The sequence below is a fragment of the Pseudomonas sp. FP1742 genome, assembly GCF_030687145.1.
GTDB classification, from domain to species: domain Bacteria; phylum Pseudomonadota; class Gammaproteobacteria; order Pseudomonadales; family Pseudomonadaceae; genus Aquipseudomonas; species Aquipseudomonas frederiksbergensis_D.
On the sequence record NZ_CP117460.1, the window covers coordinates 1,274,626 to 1,298,577 of the forward strand.

At 59.2% G+C, this 23,952-nt stretch carries 20 protein-coding genes; 19 read left to right on the plus strand and 1 reads right to left on the minus strand.

Annotation, left to right across the window (positions count from 1 at the left end; genetic code table 11):
• The first annotated feature begins 11 nt into the window (after positions 1-11).
• The 19 genes from uppS (at position 12) to ispD (ending at position 22,865) form a co-directional block, all read left to right on the plus strand.
• Positions 12-767, plus strand: a complete 756-nt coding sequence (gene uppS / locus PSH64_RS05575) for a polyprenyl diphosphate synthase (RefSeq protein WP_105340269.1) — start codon at positions 12-14, stop codon at positions 765-767.
• Positions 767-1,573 (plus strand): phosphatidate cytidylyltransferase, encoded by an 807-nt coding sequence (locus PSH64_RS05580; RefSeq protein WP_105340270.1) that lies wholly within the window; start codon positions 767-769, stop codon positions 1,571-1,573. Before uppS ends, PSH64_RS05580 begins: the two co-directional genes overlap by 1 nt.
• Positions 1,570-2,760, plus strand: coding sequence for a 1-deoxy-D-xylulose-5-phosphate reductoisomerase (gene ispC, locus PSH64_RS05585; RefSeq protein ID WP_105340271.1), 1,191 nt, complete (start codon positions 1,570-1,572; stop codon positions 2,758-2,760). Before PSH64_RS05580 ends, ispC begins: the two co-directional genes overlap by 4 nt.
• A gap of 52 nt (positions 2,761-2,812) precedes the next feature.
• Positions 2,813-4,165 (plus strand): sigma E protease regulator RseP, encoded by a 1,353-nt coding sequence (rseP, locus tag PSH64_RS05590; protein WP_105340272.1) that lies wholly within the window; start codon positions 2,813-2,815, stop codon positions 4,163-4,165.
• A gap of 72 nt (positions 4,166-4,237) precedes the next feature.
• Entirely contained in the window at positions 4,238-6,628 is a 2,391-nt protein-coding gene (gene bamA, locus PSH64_RS05595) for an outer membrane protein assembly factor BamA (RefSeq protein ID WP_105340273.1), read from the plus strand.
• 45 nt (positions 6,629-6,673) lie between these two features.
• A complete protein-coding gene (locus tag PSH64_RS05600) occupies positions 6,674-7,177 on the plus strand; it encodes an OmpH family outer membrane protein (RefSeq protein WP_007940508.1) in 504 nt (167 codons plus the stop codon).
• A gap of 3 nt (positions 7,178-7,180) precedes the next feature.
• On the plus strand, positions 7,181-8,236 hold the full coding sequence (lpxD, locus tag PSH64_RS05605) for a UDP-3-O-(3-hydroxymyristoyl)glucosamine N-acyltransferase (RefSeq protein WP_305480180.1): 1,056 nt from the start codon (positions 7,181-7,183) through the stop codon (positions 8,234-8,236).
• 108 nt (positions 8,237-8,344) lie between these two features.
• Positions 8,345-8,785 (plus strand): 3-hydroxyacyl-ACP dehydratase FabZ, encoded by a 441-nt coding sequence (fabZ, locus tag PSH64_RS05610; RefSeq protein ID WP_007940511.1) that lies wholly within the window; start codon positions 8,345-8,347, stop codon positions 8,783-8,785.
• The gene (gene lpxA, locus PSH64_RS05615) at positions 8,782-9,558 is read left to right on the plus strand and encodes an acyl-ACP--UDP-N-acetylglucosamine O-acyltransferase (RefSeq protein ID WP_105340275.1); all 777 of its coding nucleotides are present in this window, start codon (positions 8,782-8,784) and stop codon (positions 9,556-9,558) included. Before fabZ ends, lpxA begins: the two co-directional genes overlap by 4 nt.
• Positions 9,559-9,560: 2 nt before the next feature.
• Positions 9,561-10,688, plus strand: coding sequence for a lipid-A-disaccharide synthase (gene lpxB, locus PSH64_RS05620; protein WP_305480181.1), 1,128 nt, complete (start codon positions 9,561-9,563; stop codon positions 10,686-10,688).
• Positions 10,688-11,329, plus strand: coding sequence for a ribonuclease HII (gene rnhB / locus PSH64_RS05625; RefSeq protein WP_105340277.1), 642 nt, complete (start codon positions 10,688-10,690; stop codon positions 11,327-11,329). Before lpxB ends, rnhB begins: the two co-directional genes overlap by 1 nt.
• 82 nt (positions 11,330-11,411) lie before the next feature.
• Entirely contained in the window at positions 11,412-14,933 is a 3,522-nt protein-coding gene (dnaE, locus tag PSH64_RS05630) for a DNA polymerase III subunit alpha (RefSeq protein WP_105340278.1), read from the plus strand.
• Between the two features lie 151 nt (positions 14,934-15,084).
• The gene (locus tag PSH64_RS05635) at positions 15,085-16,032 is read left to right on the plus strand and encodes an acetyl-CoA carboxylase carboxyltransferase subunit alpha (protein WP_105340279.1); all 948 of its coding nucleotides are present in this window, start codon (positions 15,085-15,087) and stop codon (positions 16,030-16,032) included.
• 147 nt (positions 16,033-16,179) lie between these two features.
• Complete coding sequence (gene tilS, locus PSH64_RS05640; RefSeq protein WP_305480182.1) at positions 16,180-17,508, plus strand: tRNA lysidine(34) synthetase TilS; 1,329 nt, start codon at positions 16,180-16,182, stop codon at positions 17,506-17,508.
• A gap of 274 nt (positions 17,509-17,782) precedes the next feature.
• A complete protein-coding gene (locus tag PSH64_RS05645) occupies positions 17,783-19,414 on the plus strand; it encodes a CTP synthase (RefSeq protein WP_007940520.1) in 1,632 nt (543 codons plus the stop codon).
• 5 nt (positions 19,415-19,419) lie between these two features.
• Positions 19,420-20,265, plus strand: a complete 846-nt coding sequence (gene kdsA / locus PSH64_RS05650; protein ID WP_305480183.1) for a 3-deoxy-8-phosphooctulonate synthase — start codon at positions 19,420-19,422, stop codon at positions 20,263-20,265.
• Between the two features lie 156 nt (positions 20,266-20,421).
• The gene (eno, locus tag PSH64_RS05655; protein WP_093436567.1) at positions 20,422-21,711 is read left to right on the plus strand and encodes a phosphopyruvate hydratase; all 1,290 of its coding nucleotides are present in this window, start codon (positions 20,422-20,424) and stop codon (positions 21,709-21,711) included.
• Between the two features lie 171 nt (positions 21,712-21,882).
• A complete protein-coding gene (gene ftsB / locus PSH64_RS05660) occupies positions 21,883-22,161 on the plus strand; it encodes a cell division protein FtsB (protein ID WP_105340281.1) in 279 nt (92 codons plus the stop codon).
• Entirely contained in the window at positions 22,158-22,865 is a 708-nt protein-coding gene (gene ispD / locus PSH64_RS05665; RefSeq protein WP_105340282.1) for a 2-C-methyl-D-erythritol 4-phosphate cytidylyltransferase, read from the plus strand. Before ftsB ends, ispD begins: the two co-directional genes overlap by 4 nt.
• 177 nt (positions 22,866-23,042) lie before the next feature.
• Here ispD and PSH64_RS05670 read toward each other — a convergent pair whose 3' ends face one another.
• Positions 23,043-23,939, minus strand: a complete 897-nt coding sequence (locus PSH64_RS05670; RefSeq protein WP_105340283.1) for a LysR substrate-binding domain-containing protein — start codon at positions 23,937-23,939, stop codon at positions 23,043-23,045.
• Positions 23,940-23,952 lie beyond the last annotated feature (13 nt).

Below are 23,952 nucleotides of genomic sequence, written 5' to 3' on the forward strand. Positions count from 1 at the left end.
GTCGCTTTTTCATGGATAAGACCAAGCAGACTGCGCCGTCCGCGGTGCCGCGCCATGTCGCGATCATCATGGATGGTAATAATCGCTGGGCGAAAAAACGCTTTATGCCGGGTGTCGCCGGGCATAAAGCGGGCGTAGATGCGGTGCGTGCGGTGATCGAGGTGTGTGCCGAGGCCAAGGTCGAAGTGCTAACCCTGTTCGCCTTTTCCAGCGAGAACTGGCAGCGTCCGGCCGATGAGGTCAGCGCCTTGATGGATCTGTTCTTCAAGGCGTTGCGTCGCGAGGCCAAGCGCCTCAATGACAACAACATCAGTTTACGCATCATCGGTGATCGCTCGCGTTTTCATCCTGAGCTTCAGGCTGCCATGCGCGAAGCCGAGGCGATGACTGTCGGCGCCAACCGCTTTATCCTGCAAATTGCCGCCAACTACGGCGGTCAGTGGGACATCGCGCAAGCCGCACAGCGTCTGGCGCGCGAAGTTCAGGCCGGGCATCTGCGTCCGGAAGACATCACTCCCGAGCTGTTGCAAACCTGTCTGGCAACCGGTGATCTGCCGTTGCCGGACTTGTGCATCCGTACCGGTGGCGAGCATCGCATCAGCAACTTCCTGCTGTGGCAACTGGCTTATGCCGAGTTGTACTTCTCCGACCTGTTCTGGCCGGACTTCAAACACGACGCCATGCGTAAAGCGCTGGCCGATTTCGCTTCTCGCCAGCGTCGCTTCGGTAAAACGAGTGAGCAGGTCGAGGCTGGAGCCCGGGTTTAATGCTTAAACAACGAATCATCACGGCACTGATTCTGCTGCCGATCGCCCTGTGCGGGTTTTTCCTGCTCGAAGGGTCCGGTTTTGCGCTGTTCATCGGGCTGGTGGTGACACTGGGTGCATGGGAATGGGCGCGCCTGGCAGGTTTCGCTGGCCAGGCGATCCGCGTTGCCTTTGCAGCCGTGGTCGCGTTGATGCTGTTTGTCATGCACATTCTGCCGGGGCTCGCGCCTTGGGTGTTGGGCGCCTCGGTGCTCTGGTGGGGGGTGGCCACGTACCTGGTGCTGACCTATCCACGGTCCAGCGAACACTGGGCCAGTGCCGCCTGCAAACTGGCGATCGGTTTGTTGATTCTGCTGCCGGCCTGGCAAGGTCTGATCCTGATCAAGCAGGAGCCCTTGGGTAACTGGCTGATCATGGCGGTGATGGTGCTGGTCTGGGGGGCCGATATCGGGGCGTACTTTTCCGGACGGGCTTTCGGCAAGCGCAAGCTGGCACCGCAGGTCAGTCCTGGCAAAAGCTGGGAAGGTGTTTATGGTGGCTTGCTGGTGAGCCTGGTGATCACGGCAATCGTCGGTTTGGTGCGGGACTGGAGTTTCGCCCAGGTTCTGATGGGCCTGTTCGGTGCTGCGGTCATCGTGTTCATTTCAGTGGTGGGCGACCTCACCGAAAGCATGTTCAAGCGTCAGTCGGGGATCAAGGACAGCAGCAATCTGTTGCCGGGTCACGGCGGCGTACTGGACCGCATCGACAGCCTGACGGCAGCGATTCCGGTGTTCGCCGTGCTGCTGTGGATGGCAGCGCCGTGAGCCGCCCGCAACAGATTACCGTGCTGGGGGCGACCGGTTCGATTGGTCTGAGCACTCTCGATGTCATTGCCCGTCATCCCGAGCGCTATCAGGTTTTCGCCTTGAGCGGTTTCACCCGTTTGAGTGAGTTGCTGGCGCTGTGTGAGCGTCACGCACCACGTTTCGCGGTTGTGCCGGAGGCAGGCGCTGCCCGGGGCTTGCAGGACGATTTGCGCGCGGCCGGTCTGTCGACTCGCGTTCTGGTGGGGGAGGAGGGCTTGTGTCAGGTCGCCTCCGATCCGGAAGTCGATGCCGTGATGGCCGCCATCGTCGGTGCGGCAGGCCTGCGTCCGACCCTGGCGGCGGTCGAAGCCGGCAAGAAGATCCTTCTGGCCAATAAAGAAGCGCTGGTGATGTCCGGTGCGCTGTTCATGCAGGCTGTGCGTAAAAGCGGTTCGGTGCTGCTGCCGATCGACAGCGAGCACAACGCGATTTTCCAGTGCATGCCACAGGATTTTGCCCGTGGGTTGGGGGCGGTCGGTGTTCGTCGGATTTTACTGACAGCCTCTGGCGGCCCGTTCCGGCAGACACCTATGGCCGAACTGGCGCATGTTACCCCTGAACAAGCGTGTGCTCACCCAAATTGGTCCATGGGGCGCAAGATCTCGGTGGATTCGGCCAGCATGATGAACAAGGGGCTCGAGCTGATCGAGGCCTGTTGGCTGTTCGACGCTACGCCCTCTCAGGTCGAAGTGGTGATTCACCCGCAAAGCGTGATTCATTCGCTGGTCGACTATGTCGATGGTTCGGTGCTGGCGCAGTTGGGCAATCCGGATATGCGCACGCCGATCGCCAACGCCCTGGCCTGGCCGGAGCGGATCGACTCAGGTGTTGCGCCGTTAGACCTGTTCGCCATCGCTCGCCTGGATTTCCAGGCGCCCGACGAAGAGCGTTTCCCTTGCCTGCGCCTTGCGCGTCAAGCCGCCGAGGCTGGTAACAGCGCGCCGGCCATGCTCAATGCCGCGAATGAAGTGGCTGTGGCGGCCTTTCTCGACGGACGGGTTCGCTATCTGGAAATCGCGAGTATTATCGAGGAAGTATTGAACCTCGAGCCTGTGGTTGCGGTAGATGATCTCGAGGCAGTGTTTACGGCCGATGCGAAAGCACGGGTACTGGCCGGACAATGGTTGAGTCGTCACGGGCGATAAGTGCTGCAATACGTTGGTCCATGCAGCACTGATAGGATTGCGGAGAAAGTAGATGAGCGCGCTCTATATGATTGTCGGCACCCTGGTAGCGCTGGGCGTGCTGGTCACCTTCCACGAATTCGGCCATTTCTGGGTCGCACGTCGCTGTGGGGTCAAAGTGCTGCGTTTCTCCGTGGGCTTCGGTATGCCGCTGCTGCGCTGGCACGATAGTAAGGGCACTGAGTTCGTGATCGCCGCCATCCCGCTGGGTGGCTACGTAAAGATGCTCGATGAGCGTGAGGGCGAAGTTCCGGCCGATCAGCTCGATCACGCCTTCAACCGCAAGTCCGTCCGTCAGCGCATTGCTATCGTGGCGGCGGGTCCAATCGCCAACTTTCTGTTGGCGATGGTGTTTTTCTGGGCGTTGGCCATGCTGGGCAGCGAGCAAGTGCGGCCGGTTATCGGTGCGGTCGAGTCCGGCAGTATTGCTTCTAAGGCAGGTTTGAGTCCGGGTCAGGAAATTATTGCCATCGATGGCGAGCCAACTTCTGGCTGGGCCGCGGTAAACCTGCAACTGGTCCGTCGTCTGGGCGAGAGTGGTTCCCTTCAATTGCTGGTCCGCGAACAGGGTTCCACGGTGGATTCCCCTCGTGAGCTGGTGCTGGATAAGTGGCTCAAGGGGGCTGATGAGCCGGATCCGATTCGCTCGCTGGGTATTCGCCCCTGGCGTCCGGCATTGCCGCCGGTCCTGGCCGAGTTTGATCCGAAAGGACCGGCGAAGGCTGCGGGACTGAAAACCGGTGACCGCCTGTTGGCCCTTGATGGCAAGGCGCTGGATGACTGGCAGCAAGTGGTCGATATCGTCCGCATGCATCCTGATACCAAAATCATGCTGCGCGTTGAGCGCGATGGTGCTCAAATCGACGTCCCTGTGACGCTGGCTGCCCGCGGCGAGAGCAAGGCACCCAGTGGTTATCTGGGGGCTGGGGTCAAAGCGGTCGATTGGCCACCAGAGATGATTCGCGAAGTCAGTTACGGTCCGGTGGCTGCGATTGGGGAGGGTGCCCGACGCACCTGGACCATGAGCGTACTGACCCTCGACTCGCTCAAGAAAATGTTGTTCGGTGAGCTCTCGGTAAAAAACTTGAGTGGACCGATAACCATTGCTAAAGTGGCGGGCGCTTCTGCCCAGTCGGGCGTTGCTGATTTCCTGAATTTCCTTGCTTATCTGAGTATTAGCCTGGGTGTTCTGAATTTGCTGCCCATTCCGGTACTGGATGGGGGGCATTTGTTGTTTTATCTGATCGAGTGGGCGCGTGGTCGTCCCTTGTCGGATCGGGTGCAAAGTTGGGGGATACAGATCGGTATCAGTTTGGTGGTCGGGGTGATGTTGCTTGCTCTGGTCAATGATTTGAGTCGACTGTAACGCTTCGCTGAATTGCGAATCTGCCGCATTTTGCGGCAGTTTTTATTGCCAGTTGGAATAAGAAAGGACTTCATGAAACGTCTGCTGCTAACTGCGGTTCTCACCGTATTGATGATCGCCGAAGTTCACGCCGAGTCCTTCACTATCTCTGATATTCGCGTCAATGGCCTCCAGCGGGTCTCCGCGGGTAGTGTCTTTGGTGCCTTGCCGTTGAACGTCGGCGAGCAGGCGGATGATCGTCGCCTGGTGGAATCCACTCGTGCGCTGTTCAAAACCGGGTTCTTTCAAGATATCCAGCTGGGTCGCGATGGCAACGTCCTGGTCATCACGGTAGTCGAGCGTCCGTCGGTCGCCAGTATCGAGATCGAAGGCAACAAGGCGATCTCCACTGAAGACCTGATGAAGGGCCTCAAACAATCCGGTCTGGCCGAAGGCGAGATCTTCCAGCGCGCCACCCTCGAAGGTGTGCGTAACGAACTGCAGCGTCAATACGTCGCTCAGGGCCGCTACTCGGCTACCGTCGACACCGAAGTGGTGCCGCAGCCGCGTAACCGCGTTGCCCTGAAGGTCAACATCAATGAAGGTACCGTTGCGGCCATCCAGCACATCAACGTGGTGGGCAACACGGTCTTTCCTGATGAAGACCTGATCGACCTGTTCGAACTCAAGACCAGCAACTGGCTGTCGTTCTTCAAGAACGATGACAAGTATGCCCGCGAAAAACTCTCCGGCGACCTGGAGCGTCTGCGTTCCTACTATCTGGATCGCGGCTATATCAACATGGATATCGCCTCGACCCAGGTATCGATCACCCCGGACAAGAAACACGTCTATATCACTGTCAACGTCAACGAAGGCGAGAAGTACACCGTTCGTGACGTCAAGCTCAGCGGCGACCTGAAAGTGCCTGAAGACCAGGTCAAGTCCCTGCTGCTGGTTCAGAAAGGCCAGGTGTTCTCGCGCAAGCTGATGACCACCACCTCCGAACTGATCACCCGTCGCCTGGGTAACGAGGGTTACACCTTCGCCAACGTCAACGGCGTGCCTCAGCCTCACGATGACGACCACACCGTCGATATCACTTTCGCTGTCGATCCGGGCAAGCGTGCTTACGTGAACCGCATCAACTTCCGTGGCAACACCAAGTCCGAAGACGAAGTGCTGCGTCGTGAAATGCGCCAGATGGAAGGTGGCTGGGCGTCGACCTACCTGATCGACCAGTCCAAGACCCGTCTTGAACGTCTGGGCTTCTTCAAGGAAGTCAACGTTGAAACACCTGCCGTCCCGGGTGTCGACGACCAGGTTGATGTGAACTACAGCGTTGAAGAGCAAGCGTCCGGTTCGATTACCGCCAGCGTCGGTTTTGCCCAGAGCGCCGGTCTGATCCTCGGGGGGTCGATCACTCAGAACAACTTCCTGGGTACCGGTAACAAGGTCAGCATCGGCTTGACTCGCAGTCAATACCAGAGCCGCTATAACTTCGGTTATGTCGACCCGTACTGGACTGCTGACGGTGTGAGCCTGGGTTACAATGCTTTCTATCGCACCACTGACTACAAAGACCTCGACGTCGACGTGGCCAGCTATGCCGTAGACAGCCTGGGTGCGGGCGTGAGCGTCGGTTACCCGATCAGCGAGACTTCGCGCCTGACCTTCGGCCTGTCTGCACAGCAGGACAAGATCAAGACTGGCCAGTACACCGTTGACGAGATTTTCGACTTCGTTAACAAGGAAGGCGACAGCTACCTGAACTTCAAGGCCTCGGCCGGTTGGTCCGAGTCCACCCTGAACAAGGGCGTGCTGGCGACCCGTGGTCACTCCCAGAGCCTGACCCTGGAAACCACGACGCCTGGCAGTGACCTGTCGTTCTTCAAACTCGATTATCGTGGCCAGCTGTTCCAGCCATTGACCGAAAACTACACCATGCGCCTGCACACCGAGCTGGGCTATGGTGATGGTTATGGTTCGACCGATGGCTTGCCGTTCTATGAAAACTATTACGCAGGTGGTTTCAACTCGGTTCGTGGCTTCAAGGACAGTACTTTGGGGCCTCGCAGTACCCCTAGCCGCGGTGCGGCCGTGACGGGTAACACCGGCACACTTGCTGACCCGGATCAGGATCCACTACCGTTCGGTGGTAACGTGCTGATTCAGGGCGGCGTCGAAGTTCTGTTCCCGCTGCCATTCGTCAAGGATCAGCGTTCCCTGCGTACTTCGGTATTCTGGGATGTTGGTAACGTATTCGACTCTAAATGCGACAAGACGACGAATGCCAGCACCGGTTCGAGTTCTGCGACGCAGTGCAACGACATCAGCCTGAGCAACATGGCCAGTTCCGTCGGTGTCGGCGTGACCTGGGTCACCGCGCTGGGTCCTTTGAGCTTCGCGTTGGCCATGCCGGTCAAGAAACCGGATAACGCTGAGACTCAAGTGTTCCAATTCTCCCTCGGCCAGACGTTCTAAGCGTCTGACCCAAGATAACGACAATGGATTTTGTAGGAGTGCATCGTGCGTAAGTTGACTCAATTGGTTCTCCTGGCGACCGTACTGGTTGCAGGTCCGGCTTTTGCCGACATGAAAATCGCCGTTCTGAACTATCAGATGGCGCTGCTGGAATCCGACGCGGCGAAGAAGTACGCCGTGGATGCCGAGAAGAAGTTCGGCCCGCAACTGACCAAGCTCAAGAGCCTGGAAAGCAGCGCCAAGGGTATCCAGGACCGTCTGATGGCCGGTGGTGACAAGATGCAGCAAGGCGAGCGTGAGCGTCTGGAGCTCGAATTCAAGCAAAAGGCCCGTGATTTCCAGTTCCAGTCCAAGGAACTGAACGAAGCCAAAGCTGTTGCCGACCGTGAAATGCTGAAGCAGCTCAAGCCGAAACTGGACAGCGCTGTGGAAGAAGTCATCAAGAAAGGTGCTTATGACCTGGTCTTCGAGCGTGGCGCAGTGATTGATGTCAAGCCTCAGTACGACATCACTCGCCAGGTTATCGAGCGCATGAATCAGCTGAAGTAACCCATGACAGCGACTATAAAGCTCGGCCAGTTGGCCGAGTTCCTCGGCGCCACCCTGCGTGGCGACCCGAAGAAAGAAATTACTGGGCTAGCCACTTTGCGAGAGGCTGGCCCAGCTCAGTTGAGCTTTCTGGCAAACCCTCAATACCGTAAATACCTGGCTGACAGTCAGGCTGCAGCCATATTGCTGAAGGCCGCTGACGCTGAAGGTTTTGCCGGTGATGCACTGGTGGTGCCTGATCCGTATGTGGCCTATGCGCGCATTTCCCATCTATTCGATCCCAAGCCCAAGGCGCCTGCCGGTATTCATCCGACAGCGGTAGTGGCGGCGGATGCGGTGGTGGATCCGGCGGCGAGCATCGGTGCCTTCGCGGTCATCGAAAGTGCCGCGCGTATTGGCGCCGGCGTGACCGTCGGGGCTCATTGCTTCATCGGTGCGCGCAGCGAAATCGGCGAGGGTGGCTGGTTGGCCCCGCGCGTCACGCTGTATCACGATGTGCGCGTCGGCAAACGGGTGGTGATTCAATCCGGGGCCGTGCTCGGTGGTGAAGGCTTCGGTTTTGCCAACGAGAAGGGTGTCTGGCAGAAAATCGCCCAGATCGGCGGTGTCTCGATTGGAGACGACGTGGAAATAGGCGTAAATACGGCTATCGATCGCGGCGCGCTAGCCGATACCGTCATTGGTAATGGTGTGAAGCTCGATAACCAGATTCAGATTGCCCACAACGTCCAGGTCGGTGACCACACTGCCATGGCCGCGTGCGTGGGCATTTCCGGCAGCACCAAAATCGGCAAGCATTGCATGCTCGCGGGTGGCGTGGGGCTGGTGGGGCATATCGATATTTGCGACAACGTTTTCCTGACCGGGATGACCATGGTGACCCACTCGATTACCGAGCCGGGTTCCTATTCTTCCGGTACGGCGATGCAACCGGCAGCCGAATGGCGCAAAAGCGCGGCACGTATCCGTCAGCTCGATGACATCGCGCGACGTCTGCGACAGCTGGAAAAGCGTGTAGGGGACGTGACCCCTGACGGTAATGCTTCATCAGATGGCTGATACCATTTCCATATCAAGTGTGCACAGCCACTAGACTGCCTCCTTGATTTGCTAGCGGAGTGCGCGTCAGTCGCGCGCTCCCAATCTTTACATAGGCTTCCCCCCGAAATGATGGACATCAACGAGATTCGCGAATACCTGCCTCACCGTTACCCGTTCCTGCTAGTGGACCGGGTCGTGGATCTGGATGTGGAAGGCAAGCGCATTCGCGCCTACAAGAATGTCAGCATCAACGAACCGTTCTTCAATGGTCACTTCCCTGCGCATCCAATCATGCCGGGCGTACTGATCATCGAAGCAATGGCTCAGGCTGCCGGGATCCTTGGTTTCAAAATGCTCGACGTGAAACCGGCCGATGGCACGCTTTACTACTTCGTCGGCTCCGACAAGCTGCGCTTCCGTCAGCCTGTGCTGCCGGGCGATCAATTGATTCTTGAAGCCAAGTTCATCAGCTGCAAGCGTCAGATCTGGAAGTTCGAGTGCCAGGCTTCGGTCGATGGCAAACCAGTCTGCTCCGCTGAAATCATCTGCGCGGAACGCAAACTATGAGTTTGATTGACCCTCGCGCAATCATCGATCCGACGGCCGTTCTGGCCGACGACGTCGAAGTCGGCCCTTGGTCGATCGTCGGCGCAGGTGTGGAAATCGGCGAGGGAACAGTGATCGGGCCGCATGTGATTCTCAAGGGCCCGACCCGAATCGGTAAGCACAACCGCATCTACCAGTTTTCCTCGGTAGGCGAAGACACACCCGATCTGAAGTACAAGGGCGAAGAAACCCGTCTGGTCATCGGTGACCACAACGTCATCCGCGAAGGTGTGACGATTCACCGTGGGACCATTCAGGACCGTTCGGAAACCACCCTGGGCGATCACAACCTGATCATGGCCTATGCCCACATCGGTCACGACAGCGTCATCGGCAATCACTGCATCCTGGTCAACAACACCGCGTTGGCGGGCCATGTGCACGTCGAAGACTGGGCAATCCTGTCCGGCTTCACCCTGGTTCACCAGTATTGCCACATTGGCGCCCACAGCTTTTCCGGCATGGGCACAGCCATTGGCAAGGACGTTCCGGCCTACGTCACGGTATTCGGCAACCCGGCCGAAGCCCGTAGCATGAACTTCGAAGGCATGCGCCGTCGCGGTTTCAGCGAAGAGGCGATCCACGCACTGCGTCGTGCCTACAAGGTGGTTTACCGTCAGGGCCTGACAGTTGAGCAAGCGCTGGCCGAACTGGCCGAGGCGTCGCTGCAGTTCCCGGAAGTCGCGGTATTCCGTGATTCCATCCAGTCTTCGACCCGCGGCATCACCCGCTAATCATGGCCAATCTGCTTATTGCGCTGGTGGCGGGTGAAGCTTCCGGTGACATTCTGGGTGCGGGTCTCATGCGTGCACTCAAGGCTCAGCATCCGGCGGTGGAGTTCATCGGTGTCGGTGGTCCGCTGATGCAGGCCGAAGGCCTGACCTCGTATTTCCCGATGGAACGCCTTTCTGTCATGGGGTTGGTGGAAGTACTGGGCCGTTTGCGCGAGCTGTTGGCCCGTCGCAAGAAACTGGTTGCGGACCTGATCGCCGCGAAGCCGGACGTGTTCATCGGTATCGATGCCCCGGACTTCAACCTCAATATCGAACTCAAGCTGCGTCAGGCCGGGATCAAGACCGTGCATTACGTCAGCCCGTCGGTCTGGGCCTGGCGACAGAAGCGGGTGCTGAAGATTCGCGAAGGTTGCGACCTGATGCTGACGCTGTTCCCGTTCGAAGCTAAATTTTATGAAGAGAAGGGCGTGCCGGTACGGTTTGTCGGGCATTCCCTGGCCGATGCGATCCCGCTTGAGGCCGATCGCGCCGCTGCGCGGGCCGAACTCGGTTTGCCGGACGGGCCGCTGGTTGCTCTGATGCCGGGCAGTCGTGGTGGTGAAGTCGGGCGCCTCGGCGCATTGTTCCTCGACACTGCCCAGCGCCTGCGGGCCATGCGTCCGGGCGTGCGATTCGTCATGCCGTGCGCCAGCCCGGAGCGTCGGGCCCAGCTGGAAGAGCTGCTGACGGGGCGCGATCTGCCGCTGACTTTGCTCGACGGCAAATCCCATCTGGCGCTGGCGGCGTGCGACGCGGTGTTGATCGCTTCGGGCACCGCCACCCTGGAAGCATTGCTGTACAAGCGGCCGATGGTGGTCGCTTATCGCCTGGCACCGCTGACGTTCTGGATTCTCAAGCGGATGGTGAAGAGTCCCTACGTCTCGTTGCCGAATTTGCTGGCCCAGCGCCTGCTGGTGCCAGAGTTGTTGCAGGACGATGCGACTGTCGAAGCCCTGGCCCAGACTCTGTCGCCGCTGATCGACGGTGGCGAGGAGCAGACCCGGGGTTTTGACCAAATCCACCGAACCCTGCGATTGGACGCCTCCAATCAGGCCGCGGACGCGGTACTGAACCTGATTGGCAGAGCATAATGAGCAAAGCAAGCAAGCAGCTGGGCCTGGATTTTATGCTGGTCGATGAAGTTGAAGATCTGGTGGCGGGGGTTGATGAAGTCGGTCGCGGCCCGCTGTGCGGTGCCGTAGTGACCGCTGCGGTGATTCTCGACCCAAGCCGGCCGATCCTCGGCCTCAACGATTCGAAGAAGCTCACCGAGGCCCGCCGCGAAAAGCTCTATGACGAGATTTGCGAAAAAGCCCTGAGCTGGTGCATCGCTCGCGCCGAAGTCGAAGAGATCGACGAGTTGAACATTCTCCATGCCACGATGCTGGCCATGCAGCGTGCGGTCGAGGGGCTGCACATTCAGCCGAAACTGGCGATGATCGACGGCAACCGTTGCCCGAAACTCTCGATGCGCGCCGAAGCGGTGGTGCAGGGCGATGGCAAGGTCCCGGCCATCGCGGCGGCGTCGATTCTGGCCAAGGTCAGCCGTGATCGTGAAATGGCGGCGTTCGAACTGATTTATCCGGGTTACGGCATCGGCGGTCACAAAGGCTACCCGACACCCGTTCATCTGGAGGCGCTGGTACGGCTGGGGCCGACACCGATTCATCGGCGCTCGTTCGCGCCGGTACGCCTGGCTTACGAGGCGCGGGAAAACCTGATCGAGAGTTAGTCGCAGGCTGATGTTTTCGCCAAGGCCCGGTACAATCCGGGCCTTGTTGTCTTCACGTTTCTAGTTTCTAGACAGGATCACTATGCCGGCTTCATTCGTTCATCTACGCCTGCACACTGAATATTCCCTGGTCGACGGTCTGGTGCGGATCAAACCGCTGGTCAAGACCCTGGTCGGCATGAACATGCCTGCCGTGGCGGTCACCGACCAGAACAACATGTGTTCTCTGGTCAAATTCTATAAAGCTGCCATGGGGGCCGGGATCAAGCCGATCTGCGGCGCCGACCTGTGGCTGTCGAACAAGGATCCGGACAACCCCTTGAGCCGGATCAGCCTGCTGGCGATGAACGCCACGGGTTATCGCAACCTCACCGAACTGATCTCCCGTGGCTTCATCGACGGCCAGCGCAACGGCTCGATCATCATCGAGCGCGAGTGGGTAGCCGAAGCCAGTGAAGGTTTGATCATGCTGTCGGCGGCGAAAGAGGGCGAGATCGGTCTGGCGATGCTCGGCGGCAATCCGGACGAAGCTGAAACCCTGGCTCGCGAGTGGATGGCAGTGTTCCCGGATCGTTTCTATCTGGAAGTCCAGCGCACCAACCGCCCCAACGACGAAGAACAACTGCACGGCGCCGTGGCCCTGGCCGAGAAAATCGGCGCGCCGCTGGTGGCGACCAACGACGTGCGCTTCATCAAGCAGGAAGACTTCGAAGCTCACGAAACCCGCGTTTGCATCGGTGAGGGCCGTGCCCTTGACGATCCGCGGCGTTCGAAGAATTACAGTGATCAGCAATACCTCAAAAGCGCCGAGGAGATGGCCGAGCTGTTCAGCGATCTGCCTGAGGCGCTGGAAAACACGGTCGAGATCGCCAAGCGCTGCAACATCGAAGTGAAACTGGGCAAGCACTTCCTGCCCAACTTCCCGATTCCCGATGGCATGACCATCGACGAATATTTCCGCAAGGTTTCCTTCGACGGCCTGGAAGAACGCCTCAGCGTTCTGCTGCCCAAGGACACCACCGAAGACTACGAAGCCAAGCGCCAAGTCTATGTCGACCGGCTGAATTTCGAGCTGGATATCATCATCCAGATGGGCTTCCCCGGTTACTTCCTGATCGTGATGGACTTTATCCAGTGGGCCAAGAACAACGGCGTACCCGTCGGTCCTGGCCGTGGGTCGGGTGCCGGGTCGCTGGTGGCTTATGTACAGAAGATCACCGACCTCGACCCACTGGAATATGACCTGCTGTTCGAACGTTTCCTGAACCCGGAACGGGTTTCCATGCCCGACTTCGACGTCGACTTCTGCATGGACGGTCGTGACCGTGTGATCGATTACGTGGCCGAGAAATACGGCCGTAACGCGGTGAGCCAGATCATCACCTTCGGTTCCATGGCGGCCAAGGCTGTGGTCCGAGACGTGGCGCGGGTGCAGGGCAAGTCCTACGGCCTGGCGGATCGTCTGTCGAAGATGATTCCGTTCGAAGTCGGCATGACCCTGGAAAAAGCCTACGAGCAGGAAGAAATCCTGCGCGACTTCATCAAGGTCGATGAAGAGGCCGCGGAAATCTGGGAAATGGCGCGCAAGCTCGAAGGCGTTGTGCGTAACGTCGGCAAGCACGCCGGTGGTGTGGTGATCGCGCCGACCAAGCTCACCGATTTCTCGCCGATCTATTGCGACGAAGCGGGCGACGGTCTGGTAACCCAGTTCGACAAGGACGATGTCGAGGCTGCCGGTCTGGTGAAGTTCGACTTCCTCGGCCTGCGAACCCTGACGATCATCGACTGGGCGCTGAAAACCATCAACCGCGACCGCGCCAAGGTCAACGAGCCGCCGCTGGACATCGCGTTCATCCCGCTGGACGACAAGCCGACTTACACACTGCTGCAAAAGGCCGAAACCACGGCGGTGTTCCAGCTCGAGTCGCGCGGCATGAAAGAGCTGATCAAAAAGCTCAAGCCCGACTGCCTGGAAGACTTGATCGCACTGGTGGCCCTGTTCCGTCCGGGCCCGCTGCAATCGGGCATGGTGGACGACTTCATCAACCGTAAGCACGGTCGCGCGGAACTCGCGTATCCGCACTCGGACTACCAGTACGACGGCCTCAAGCCCGTCCTGGCGCCGACTTACGGCATCATCCTGTATCAGGAACAGGTGATGCAGATTGCCCAGGTCATGGCCGGTTACACCCTCGGCGGCGCGGACATGCTGCGTCGAGCCATGGGTAAGAAAAAACCCGAAGAAATGGCCAAGCAGCGCGGCGGCTTCATTGAAGGTTGCGCCACCAACAATATCGACGCTGACCTTGCCGGTAACATTTTCGACCTGGTAGAGAAATTCGCCGGTTACGGCTTCAACAAATCCCACTCCGCTGCCTACGGCCTGGTGTCGTACCAGACCGCGTGGCTGAAAGCTCACTACCCGGCGCCGTTCATGGCTGCGGTACTGTCGGCGGATATGCACAACACCGACAAGGTCGTGACCTTGATCGAAGAAGTGCGGACCATGAAGCTGCGCCTCGACGCGCCGGACGTGAACACCTCGGAGTTCAAGTTCACGGTGAACGACGAAGGCCGCATCATCTACGGTCTGGGTGCGATCAAGGGGGTGGGCGAAGGCCCGGTCGAAGCGATTACCGAGGCGCGGCAAGACGGGCCGTTCAAGGATCTGTTCGATTTTTGCGCCCGGGTCGACCTCAAGCGCATCAATAAACGCACCCTCGACGGTTTGATCCGCAGTGGTGCCCTGGATCGCCTCGGCCCGTATTTCCACGATGAGCAGAAAGCCTATCAGGCCAACATCGACCGCAACCGCGCGGTGTTGTTGACCGCGATGGAAGAGGCGATCAAGGCGGCCGAACAAACCGCTCGCACTCACGATAGCGGGCATGCCGATCTGTTTGGCGGTCTGTTCGTTGAAGAAGACGCCGATGTCTACGCCAATCACCGCAAGGCCAAGGAGCTGACCCTCAAGGAGCGCCTGAAAGGCGAGAAAGACACCTTGGGCCTGTACCTCACCGGGCACCCGATCGACGAATACGAAGGCGAGATCCGTCGCTTCGCCCGGCAGCGCATCATCGACCTGAAGCCGGCTCGCGATACCCAGACGGTCGCAGGCATGATCATCGCCCTGCGAGTGATGAAGAACAAAAAGGGCGACAAAATGGGGTTCATCACCCTCGACGACCGCTCCGGGCGGATCGAAGCCTCGTTGTTCGCCGATGCGTTCCATTCCGCGCAGTCGCTGTTGCAGACCGACGCGATGGTGGTGGTCGAAGGCGAGGTCAGCAACGACGACTTCTCCGGCGGCCTGCGGTTGCGGGTCAAGCGGGTGATGAGCATGGAAGATGCGCGCACCAACCTGGCCGAAAGCCTGCGCCTGAAGTTGCATACCAAGGATTTGAAAGGCGATCAGCTACGCTGGCTGGGTGAGCTGTTCAAGCGCCACCGCGGCGCGTGCCCGATTACCATGGAGTACACCAGTCCCGATGCGAAGGCCTTGTTGCAGTTCGGCGAGACCTGGCGGATCGACCCGGCGGATGCCTTGATTCAAGCCCTGCGTGACCAGTTCGGGCGAGACAACGTCTTCCTCCAATACCGTTGACGGTCAGGTGCCATTCCTTACCATTGGAACGCACCCGATCTCGATCAAAACTTTTAATCTCGACCTGAACGCGCCTGTCCCTTAAGGTAGGGCGCGAATAGACAACCGGCCGGCCCAAGCTATCTTGGACGTCGACCCAAGACGGACGCCTATGAACCCGAATTTTCTAGATTTCGAACAGCCGATCGCCGACCTGCAAGCCAAGATCGAAGAGTTGCGCTTGGTCGGTAATGACAATTCGCTGAATATCGGCGATGAGATCTCCCGCCTGCAGGACAAAAGCAGCACGCTGACCGAAGATATCTTCGGCAAACTGACCAGCTGGCAGATCGCTCGTCTGGCACGTCACCCACGTCGCCCGTACACCCTGGACTACATCGAACATATCTTCACCGAGTTCGATGAGTTGCACGGCGACCGCCACTTCTCCGACGACGCTGCCATCGTTGGCGGCGTTGCCCGTCTGGACGACCAGCCGGTGATGATCATCGGCCACCAGAAAGGCCGTGAAGTGCGCGAGAAGGTTCGTCGCAACTTCGGCATGCCGCGCCCTGAGGGCTACCGCAAGGCGTGCCGCCTGATGGAAATGGCCGAGCGTTTCAAAATGCCGATCCTGACCTTCATCGACACCCCGGGCGCTTACCCGGGCATCGACGCCGAAGAGCGCAACCAGAGCGAAGCGATTGCCTGGAACCTGCGCGTCATGGCTCGTCTGAAAACCCCAATCATCGCCACCGTGATCGGTGAGGGTGGTTCCGGTGGTGCACTGGCGATCGGCGTCTGCGATCAGCTGAACATGCTGCAATACTCGACTTACGCGGTAATTTCGCCGGAAGGTTGTGCCTCGATTCTGTGGAAAACTTCCGAGAAAGCTCCGGATGCCGCTGAAGCCATGGGCATCACGGCCGAGCGTCTGAAAGGCCTGGGTATTGTCGATAAAGTGATCGGCGAGCCGTTGGGCGGCGCTCATCGTGATCCGGCCGCTGCCGCAGCCTTGATCCGCGCCGAGCTGAGCTCGCAACTGGCGATGCTGAAGAAGTTCGACAACGACGCGCTGCTGGCCCGCCGTTACGAGCGTCTGATGAGCTACGGTCTCTGATCTGACGCAGATTCGGCTGACAATAGAAAAAACTGTGGGAGCGGGCTTGCCCGCGAAAGCGATGTAACATTCAACGTATTTGTTGGCTGTTCCGCCGCCTTCGCGAGCAAGCCCGCTCCCACATTTGATTTGTGCGAAGTGATCGATATGAGTCAGCCTGCGATTGATCTGTCTGCCAGACTCCTGCGCACCCTCACGCCTTGGCGCACCGCCACAACCTGGCGCATCGCCTTCTCCGGTGGTCTCGATTCCACCGTCCTGCTGCACCTTCTCGCGCACCTCGCAAAAAAACAATCCCTGCCGGCGCTGACCGCCATCCATGTCCACCACGGCCTCCAGGCTGTGGCTGATGCGTGGCCGGAACATTGTCAGTCGGTCTGTGATGCGCTGGGAGTGCCGCTGGAGGTTGTGCGCGTTCAGGTTGAACCCGGCGCCAGCCTTGAGCGTGCGGCGCGGGATGCGCGTTATAGCGCCTTCATCGCGGCGACTCAGGCCGGTGAAGTGCTGCTCACTGCCCAGCACCGTGACGATCAGGCCGAGACCCTGTTGTTTCGGCTGCTGCGTGGGGCGGGGGTGAGGGGCTTGTCGGGGATGCCGAGCGAGCGTCCTTTGGGGCGGGGGCATCTGCTGCGACCGTTGCTTGATGTCACTCGCGCCGAGCTTGAGGCCTACGCCACTGAATATCAGTTGAGCTGGATCGAGGATCCGTCGAATCAGGACCGGCAGTTCTCGCGCAATTACCTGCGTCATCGGGTGTTTCCGGTATTGACCGCGCGCTGGCCGCAAGCGGTGGCGACCATGGCTCGCAGTGCTGCGCATCTGAGTGAAGCGCAGGGGTTGCTCGACGACCTGGCGCAAATTGATCTGGCCCGGGCCAGCACGCCCAGTGATTTCGATTGGCTGGGTCTGCGGTCGCTGGAGCTGGCGCCGCTGCAATCCCTGTCCGACGCTCGTCAACGCAACGCGTTAAGTCATTGGCTCAAACCGCTGACATCTTTGCCAGACAGTGACCACTGGTCGGGTTGGGAGAATTTGCGCGATGCGACCGGCGATGCGCGTCCGGTCTGGCGGCTGGCGGCGGGCGAAATGCATCGGGCCGGTGGGCGTCTGTGGTGGTTGTCGGGTGGCTGGTTGCGCGGTTCGCCACCCCCGGTGTCCTGGGCTGATCCCTCGGTATCACAGGCGTTGCCGGGTAATGGTGTGCTTTCGCTCACCGGTCAGATCCCCGATGGCCCGTTGCAGATCCGCTATCGTGAGGGCGGCGAGGTCATGAATCTGTCTGGTCGTGGTCACCGTGACTTGAAGCGTTTGCTTAACGAAAGCGGTCTGCCGAACTTCGCCCGTGGCAGATTGCCGCTGGTCTACAGGGACGAGCAATTGCTGGCGGTGGCGAACCTGCGGGGGCTAAATGGCAGTACGCACGGCGGCTGGTATTTGCATTGGCAGCCGCCGATCGAAGATCAAGGTTTGAGCTGAAAGGGGCTTTCCGGTAGACTACGCTCCCTTCTTGATACAACTTCTGTGGATTCGCCTGAATCGCAGCAGTTGCCGATTACCAAGCAGTCTTTGCTGGGCGATTCCAAAAAATGTGTAGCGAGCAACCTACCGGTGTTTCATCTTCCGGTCTGTCCCAACGCGGCGGTTTTTTTGAAAGGTGCACTGTGATTAATGCAGGTGATCGGGGGCTTCGGCCTTCCTTCGCTTTCCCCGGCGGCTCGGACCGCTTTAACGCAGACTTCTAGGGTTTTTCATGACGCGCTACATATTCGTCACGGGCGGTGTTGTTTCTTCATTGGGGAAAGGCATTGCCTCGGCTTCATTGGCGGCCATCCTGGAGGCGCGGGGACTTAAGGTCACCATGCTGAAGCTGGACCCGTACATCAACGTTGACCCGGGCACCATGAGCCCGTTCCAGCACGGTGAAGTGTTCGTCACCCACGACGGCGCCGAGACCGACCTGGACCTGGGCCACTACGAGCGGTTCATCCGCACGACCATGACCCAGAACAACAACTTCACCACCGGCCGTGTCTACGAACACGTCCTGCGCAAAGAGCGCCGTGGTGATTACCTGGGCGCAACCATCCAGGTGATCCCGCACATCACCGACGAAATCAAGCGCCGGATCATCAAGGGCGCCGGCGATGCCGACGTGGCCATGGTCGAAATCGGCGGCACCGTGGGTGACATCGAGTCGCAACCGTTCCTCGAAGCGATCCGTCAACTGCGTTTCGAAGTCGGCGCCAAGCGCGCGATGCTGATGCACCTGACACTGGTGCCGTACATCGCCACTGCCGGCGAAACCAAAACCAAGCCAACCCAGCACTCGGTCAAGGAACTGCGTTCCATCGGCCTGCAGCCAGACGTGCTGGTTTGCCGCTCCGATCACCCGATCGATATCTCTTCGCGTCGCAAGATCGCGCAGTTCACCAACGTTGAAGAACGTGCGGTGATTGCGCTGGAAGACGCCGATACCATCTACAAGATCCCGGGCATTCTGCACTCCCAGGGCCTGGATGATTTCGTCGTCGAGCGTTTCGGCCTGCAATGCGACAGCGCCGATCTGTCCGAGTGGGAAGCCGTGGTCGACGCCAAGCTGAACCCGGAACACGAAGTCACCATCGCCATGGTCGGCAAGTACATGGAACTGCTGGACGCCTACAAGTCGCTGATCGAAGCCATGAGTCACGCCGGCATCAGCAACCGTACCAAGGTCAACCTGCGCTACATCGATTCCGAAGACATCGAAAACCAGGGCACCGCGCTGCTGGAAGGCGTCGACGCGATTCTGGTGCCGGGCGGCTTCGGTCTGCGTGGCGTGGAAGGCAAGATCACTGCCGTTCAATACGCTCGCGAAAACAAGGTTCCATACCTGGGTATCTGCCTGGGCATGCAAGTGGCCGTTATCGAGTTCGCTCGTAACGTCATGGGCTGGAAAGATGCCAACTCCACTGAGTTCGATCGCACCAGCGGTCACCCGGTGGTCGGTCTGATCACCGAGTGGGAAGATGCCACCGGCGCCGTCGAAACCCGTACCGAAGCGTCCGATCTGGGCGGCACCATGCGTCTTGGCGCTCAGGACTGTCTGCTTGAGCCAGGTTCCCTGGTGCACGATTGCTACGCCAAGGATGTGATCGTCGAGCGTCACCGTCATCGCTACGAAGTGAACAACAACCTGCTGCCGCAAATCATCGAGGCCGGCCTGAAAATCTCCGGTCGCTCCGGTGATGGCGCGCTGGTTGAAGTGGTTGAAGCACCGGATCACCCATGGTTCGTCGCTTGCCAGTTCCACCCAGAGTTCACCTCGACGCCACGCGACGGTCACCCGTTGTTCAGCGGTTTCGTTAAAGCCGCTTTGGCTCAACACCAGAAGAAGGCGTAAACCTTATGACGCAGAAGATCATCCGCGTAGGCGATATCGAGATTGCCAACGACAAGCCAATGGTGCTGTTCGGTGGCATGAACGTGCTGGAAAGCCGCGACATGGCGATGCAGGTCTGCGAAGAGTACGTAAAGGTCACCGAGAAACTCGGTATTCCTTACGTGTTCAAGGCCAGTTTCGACAAGGCGAACCGTTCTTCTGTGACCTCTTACCGTGGCCCTGGCCTGGAAGAGGGCATGCGGATTTTCCAGGACATCAAGCAAGCCTTCGGCGTGCCGATCATTACCGATGTCCACGAGCCTGACCAGGCCGCGGTCGTCGCTGAAGTCTGCGACATCATCCAGTTGCCGGCCTTCCTGTCGCGCCAGACCGACCTTGTGGTCGCGATGGCCAAGACCGGCGCGGTGATCAACATCAAGAAAGCCCAGTTCCTCGCGCCTCAGGAAATGAAACACATCCTGAACAAATGCGTGGAAGCCGGTAACGATCAGTTGATTCTCTGCGAACGTGGTTCGAGCTTCGGCTACAACAACCTGGTGGTCGACATGCTCGGCTTCGGCATCATGAAGCAGTTCGAATACCCGGTGTTCTTCGACGTGACCCACGCGCTGCAAATGCCTGGCGGTCGTTCCGATTCCGCTGGCGGTCGTCGTGCCCAGGTCACTGACCTGGCCAAGGCCGGCATGAGCCAGTCGCTGGCCGGGCTGTTCCTCGAAGCCCACCCGGACCCGGACAACGCCAAATGCGACGGCCCTTGCGCCCTGCGTCTGGACAGACTGGAGCCCTTCCTGGCCCAGCTCAAAGCACTGGACGAACTGGTGAAGAGTTTTCCGACGGTAGAAACCGCGTAAACCTCATTTCTCCGGTAAAGTACCGCACGGTTTAAATGCTCAGGCCCTCGGGCTTGAGCCTTATCGTCTGCAAGACTGCCCGCTGTCTGTCCCTTGCCGACGATAAAGATTTCCTTCAGCTGCGTCGTTTTCGTCAACTTTGGAGTGTTTACAACAATGGCAAAAATCGTCGACATCAAAGGTCGTGAAGTTCTCGACTCCCGTGGCAATCCCACTGTGGAAGCAGACGTGCTTCTCGATAACGGCATCATCGGCAGCGCTTGCGCGCCATCCGGTGCTTCCACTGGCTCGCGTGAAGCACTCGAGCTGCGTGATGGCGACAAGAGCCGTTACCTGGGTAAAGGCGTGCTCAAGGCCGTAGCCAACATCAACGGTCCGATCCGTGACCTGTTGCTGGGCACAGACCCAAGCGACCAGAAAGCGCTGGATCACGCGATGATCAAGCTCGATGGCACTGAAAACAAAGCGACCCTGGGCGCCAACGCGATCCTCGCCGTTTCCCTGGCCGCGGCCAAGGCCGCAGCACAGGACCAGGACCTGCCGCTGTACGCTCACATCGCCAACCTGAACGGCACCCCGGGTGTTTACTCGATGCCGGTTCCGATGATGAACATCATCAACGGTGGCGAGCATGCCGATAACAACGTCGACATCCAGGAATTCATGGTTCAGCCGGTTGGCGCCAAGTCTTTCTCGGAAGGTCTGCGCATGGGCACCGAGATTTTCCATCACCTCAAAGCCGTCCTGAAGGCCCGTGGCCTGAGCACCGCGGTCGGTGACGAAGGTGGTTTCGCACCGAACCTGGCTTCCAACGAAGACGCTTTGAAAGTGATCTCCGAAGCCGTGGCCAACGCCGGTTACAAGCTGGGCACCGACGTGACCCTGGCCCTGGACTGCGCGGCGAGCGAATTCTACGAAGACGGCAAGTACAACCTGTCCGGCGAAGGCCAGGTGTTCACCGCTGAAGGTTTCGCCGACTACCTGAAAGGTCTGACCGAGCGTTACCCGATCATCTCCATCGAAGACGGTCTGGACGAGTCCGACTGGGCTGGCTGGAAAATCCTCACCGACAAGATCGGCGAGAAGACTCAGCTGGTAGGCGACGACCTGTTCGTGACCAACACCAAGATCCTGAAAGAAGGCATCGACAAAAAGATCGCCAACTCGATCCTGATCAAGTTCAACCAGATCGGCACCCTGACCGAAACCCTGGAAGCCATCCAGATGGCCAAGGCCGCTGGTTACACTGCCGTGATCTCGCACCGCTCCGGCGAAACCGAAGATTCGACCATTGCCGACCTGGCCGTGGGCACCTCGGCTGGCCAGATCAAAACCGGTTCGCTGTGCCGTTCCGACCGCGTTTCCAAGTACAACCAACTGCTGCGTATCGAAGAGCAGTTGAATGGCAAAGCCAAGTACAACGGCCGTAGCGAATTCCGCGGCTGAGTGGTAAACGATAAAAAGACACCGGATTGTGTCGGAAAAATCGCGACAGCGACGGATTTGCCACTAATCTGATGCCTTAAGAGCACAAGCCTGGTTCTTCCAGGCTTCGTGCTATCAGAAGCTTCAAAGTTTTGGCATGGCTGTCTTTTTTCACTGGATACCTGATATTCGATGCGCAGTCCCAATTGGTTGTTCCTCGTTTTGCTCTTGCTGCTGGCCGGCCTGCAGTACCGCCTGTGGGTGGGTAATGGCAGCCTGGCGCAAGTGGCCGAACTGAAGCAGCAGATTGCGGATCAGCACGCCGAGAACGAGACGTTGCTGGAGCGTAATCGGGTGATGGACGCTGAAGTCAGCGAATTGAAAAAGGGCATGGAGACCGTTGAAGAGCGGGCTCGCCATGAGTTGGGCATGGTCAAGGATGGTGAAACCCTTTACCAGTTGGCCCAATGAATGAGTTGTTACCGGCCTTCTGGGCCGTGATTCCTGCCGCGGGCGTCGGTGCCCGTATGGCCGCGGACCGTCCCAAGCAATACTTGCAGCTGGGCGGGCGCACTATTCTCGAACACAGCCTCGGCTGTTTCCTCGATCATCCTGCCCTGAAGGGGTTGGTGGTCAGTCTTGCCATCGACGATCCTTACTGGCCGAACCTGGCCTGTGCTGCCGATCCGCGTATTCAGCGGGTTGAAGGTGGTGCCGAGCGTTCCGGGTCGGTGCTCAATGCCTTGCTGCATCTGCATGCCCAAGGTGCTGACGATGAGGATTGGGTGTTGGTTCACGATGCCGCGCGACCGAATCTGGCGCGCGATGATCTCGATAAATTGCTCAGTGAGCTGGCTGACGATCCGGTAGGCGGCCTGTTGGCGGTGCCTGCGCGCGACACCCTCAAACGGGTCGACAAGCATGGGCGAGTGCTGGAAACCGTGGATCGCAGTGTGATCTGGCAGGCGTATACGCCGCAGATGTTCCGCCTTGGCGCGTTGCATCGGGCGTTGGCGGACAGTCTGGTGGCCGATGCGGTGATTACCGACGAAGCTTCGGCGATGGAATGGGCAGGCATGGCGCCACGCCTGATAGAAGGTCGATCCGATAACATCAAAGTCACTCGCCCCGAAGACCTGGAGTGGTTACGCCAGCGTTGGGCTAACCGCTGCTAAGTCTTTTCGTGTTCAGGCGGGGCCCCGCGTCGCGCCTTTCGCGAGCAAGCCCGCTCCCACACTTGATCTCGGTCGGTTGCATGTTTGGGGGCTGACGCAGAACCAGTGTGGGAGCGGGCTTGCTCGCGAAAGCGGTAGCTGAGGCAATGAACCTGTCATTGACACTCACTGATAGAGCTAACTCCGGTACTCCGGTCGTTCGGCCAACCCTTCCTTCAAATAATCCACCAACTTGCGCACCTTCGGCGACAGATGCCGTTGCTGCGGATAAAGCGCCCACACCGCTGTGTTCGGCGGTTGGTGGGCTTCCAGCAGCGAAATCAAATCGCCGTTTTTCAGGTGTTCCAGCACGTAGTAGTCCGGCAGCTGACACAGTCCAACCCCTTGTAACGCGGCATCCAGCACCGCCTGCCCACTGTTGCAGCGCCAGTTTCCCTGTACTCGCTGGGAAAATTCCCGCCCGTTCTGCTCCAGTTGCCAGATGTCCGAGCTGCCGATGAGGCAGTTATGACGACTCAGCTCCGACAAACTGTGTGGGCGACCATACCGTTCCAGGTAGGACGGTGAGGCGCACAGGTACATGCGCCGTGGTGCCAAACGAGTCGCGACCAATCTTGAATCCTGTAGGCGGCCGAGTCGGATGGCCAGGTCCAGCCCTTCATGCACCAGATCGAGCGGGCGATTGCTCAGTTCGATATCGACACGCAGTTGCGGATACATGCCCATGAAGCGAGTCACCAGCGGCACGATGAATCGTTCGCCGTAGGCCACGGCGCAGGTCATGCGCAGCATGCCCTTGGGTTCGCTGGTCAGGTCGCCTACCGCGCGCAATGCTTCTTCGCGGCCATCCTGCAAACGCTGGCAATGTTGCAGAAAGGTTTGCCCGGCCTCGGTCAGCGTGACCCGGCGGGTGCTGCGATAGAGCAAGCGGGTCTGCAGGCGCTCTTCCAGTCGTACGATTTGGCGACTGATGTGGGAGGAAGACACCCCAAGGCGTTCAGCCGCGGCGGTGAATTGGCTGCACTCGGCCACGGCGACGAACTCGTCGATGCCTTCCCAGCGGTTTTCGGACATCAGGATTATCCCT

Excerpts from the sequence above, each read along its gene's own strand:
- uppS (WP_105340269.1), top strand. The coding sequence starts at position 12 with ATGGATAAGACCAAGCAGACTGCGCCGTCCGCGGTGCCGCGCCATGTC.
- PSH64_RS05580 (WP_105340270.1), top strand. The coding sequence starts at position 767 with ATGCTTAAACAACGAATCATCACGGCACTGATTCTGCTGCCGATCGCC.
- rseP (WP_105340272.1), top strand. The coding sequence starts at position 2,813 with ATGAGCGCGCTCTATATGATTGTCGGCACCCTGGTAGCGCTGGGCGTG.
- bamA (WP_105340273.1), top strand. The coding sequence starts at position 4,238 with ATGAAACGTCTGCTGCTAACTGCGGTTCTCACCGTATTGATGATCGCC.
- lpxD (WP_305480180.1), top strand. The coding sequence starts at position 7,181 with ATGACAGCGACTATAAAGCTCGGCCAGTTGGCCGAGTTCCTCGGCGCC.
- fabZ (WP_007940511.1), top strand. The coding sequence starts at position 8,345 with ATGATGGACATCAACGAGATTCGCGAATACCTGCCTCACCGTTACCCG.
- lpxA (WP_105340275.1), top strand. The coding sequence starts at position 8,782 with ATGAGTTTGATTGACCCTCGCGCAATCATCGATCCGACGGCCGTTCTG.
- lpxB (WP_305480181.1), top strand. The coding sequence starts at position 9,561 with ATGGCCAATCTGCTTATTGCGCTGGTGGCGGGTGAAGCTTCCGGTGAC.
- rnhB (WP_105340277.1), top strand. The coding sequence starts at position 10,688 with ATGAGCAAAGCAAGCAAGCAGCTGGGCCTGGATTTTATGCTGGTCGAT.
- dnaE (WP_105340278.1), top strand. The coding sequence starts at position 11,412 with ATGCCGGCTTCATTCGTTCATCTACGCCTGCACACTGAATATTCCCTG.
- PSH64_RS05635 (WP_105340279.1), top strand. The coding sequence starts at position 15,085 with ATGAACCCGAATTTTCTAGATTTCGAACAGCCGATCGCCGACCTGCAA.
- tilS (WP_305480182.1), top strand. The coding sequence starts at position 16,180 with ATGAGTCAGCCTGCGATTGATCTGTCTGCCAGACTCCTGCGCACCCTC.
- PSH64_RS05645 (WP_007940520.1), top strand. The coding sequence starts at position 17,783 with ATGACGCGCTACATATTCGTCACGGGCGGTGTTGTTTCTTCATTGGGG.
- kdsA (WP_305480183.1), top strand. The coding sequence starts at position 19,420 with ATGACGCAGAAGATCATCCGCGTAGGCGATATCGAGATTGCCAACGAC.
- eno (WP_093436567.1), top strand. The coding sequence starts at position 20,422 with ATGGCAAAAATCGTCGACATCAAAGGTCGTGAAGTTCTCGACTCCCGT.
- ftsB (WP_105340281.1), top strand. The coding sequence starts at position 21,883 with ATGCGCAGTCCCAATTGGTTGTTCCTCGTTTTGCTCTTGCTGCTGGCC.
- ispD (WP_105340282.1), top strand. The coding sequence starts at position 22,158 with ATGAATGAGTTGTTACCGGCCTTCTGGGCCGTGATTCCTGCCGCGGGC.
- PSH64_RS05670 (WP_105340283.1), bottom strand. The coding sequence starts at position 23,939 with ATGTCCGAAAACCGCTGGGAAGGCATCGACGAGTTCGTCGCCGTGGCC.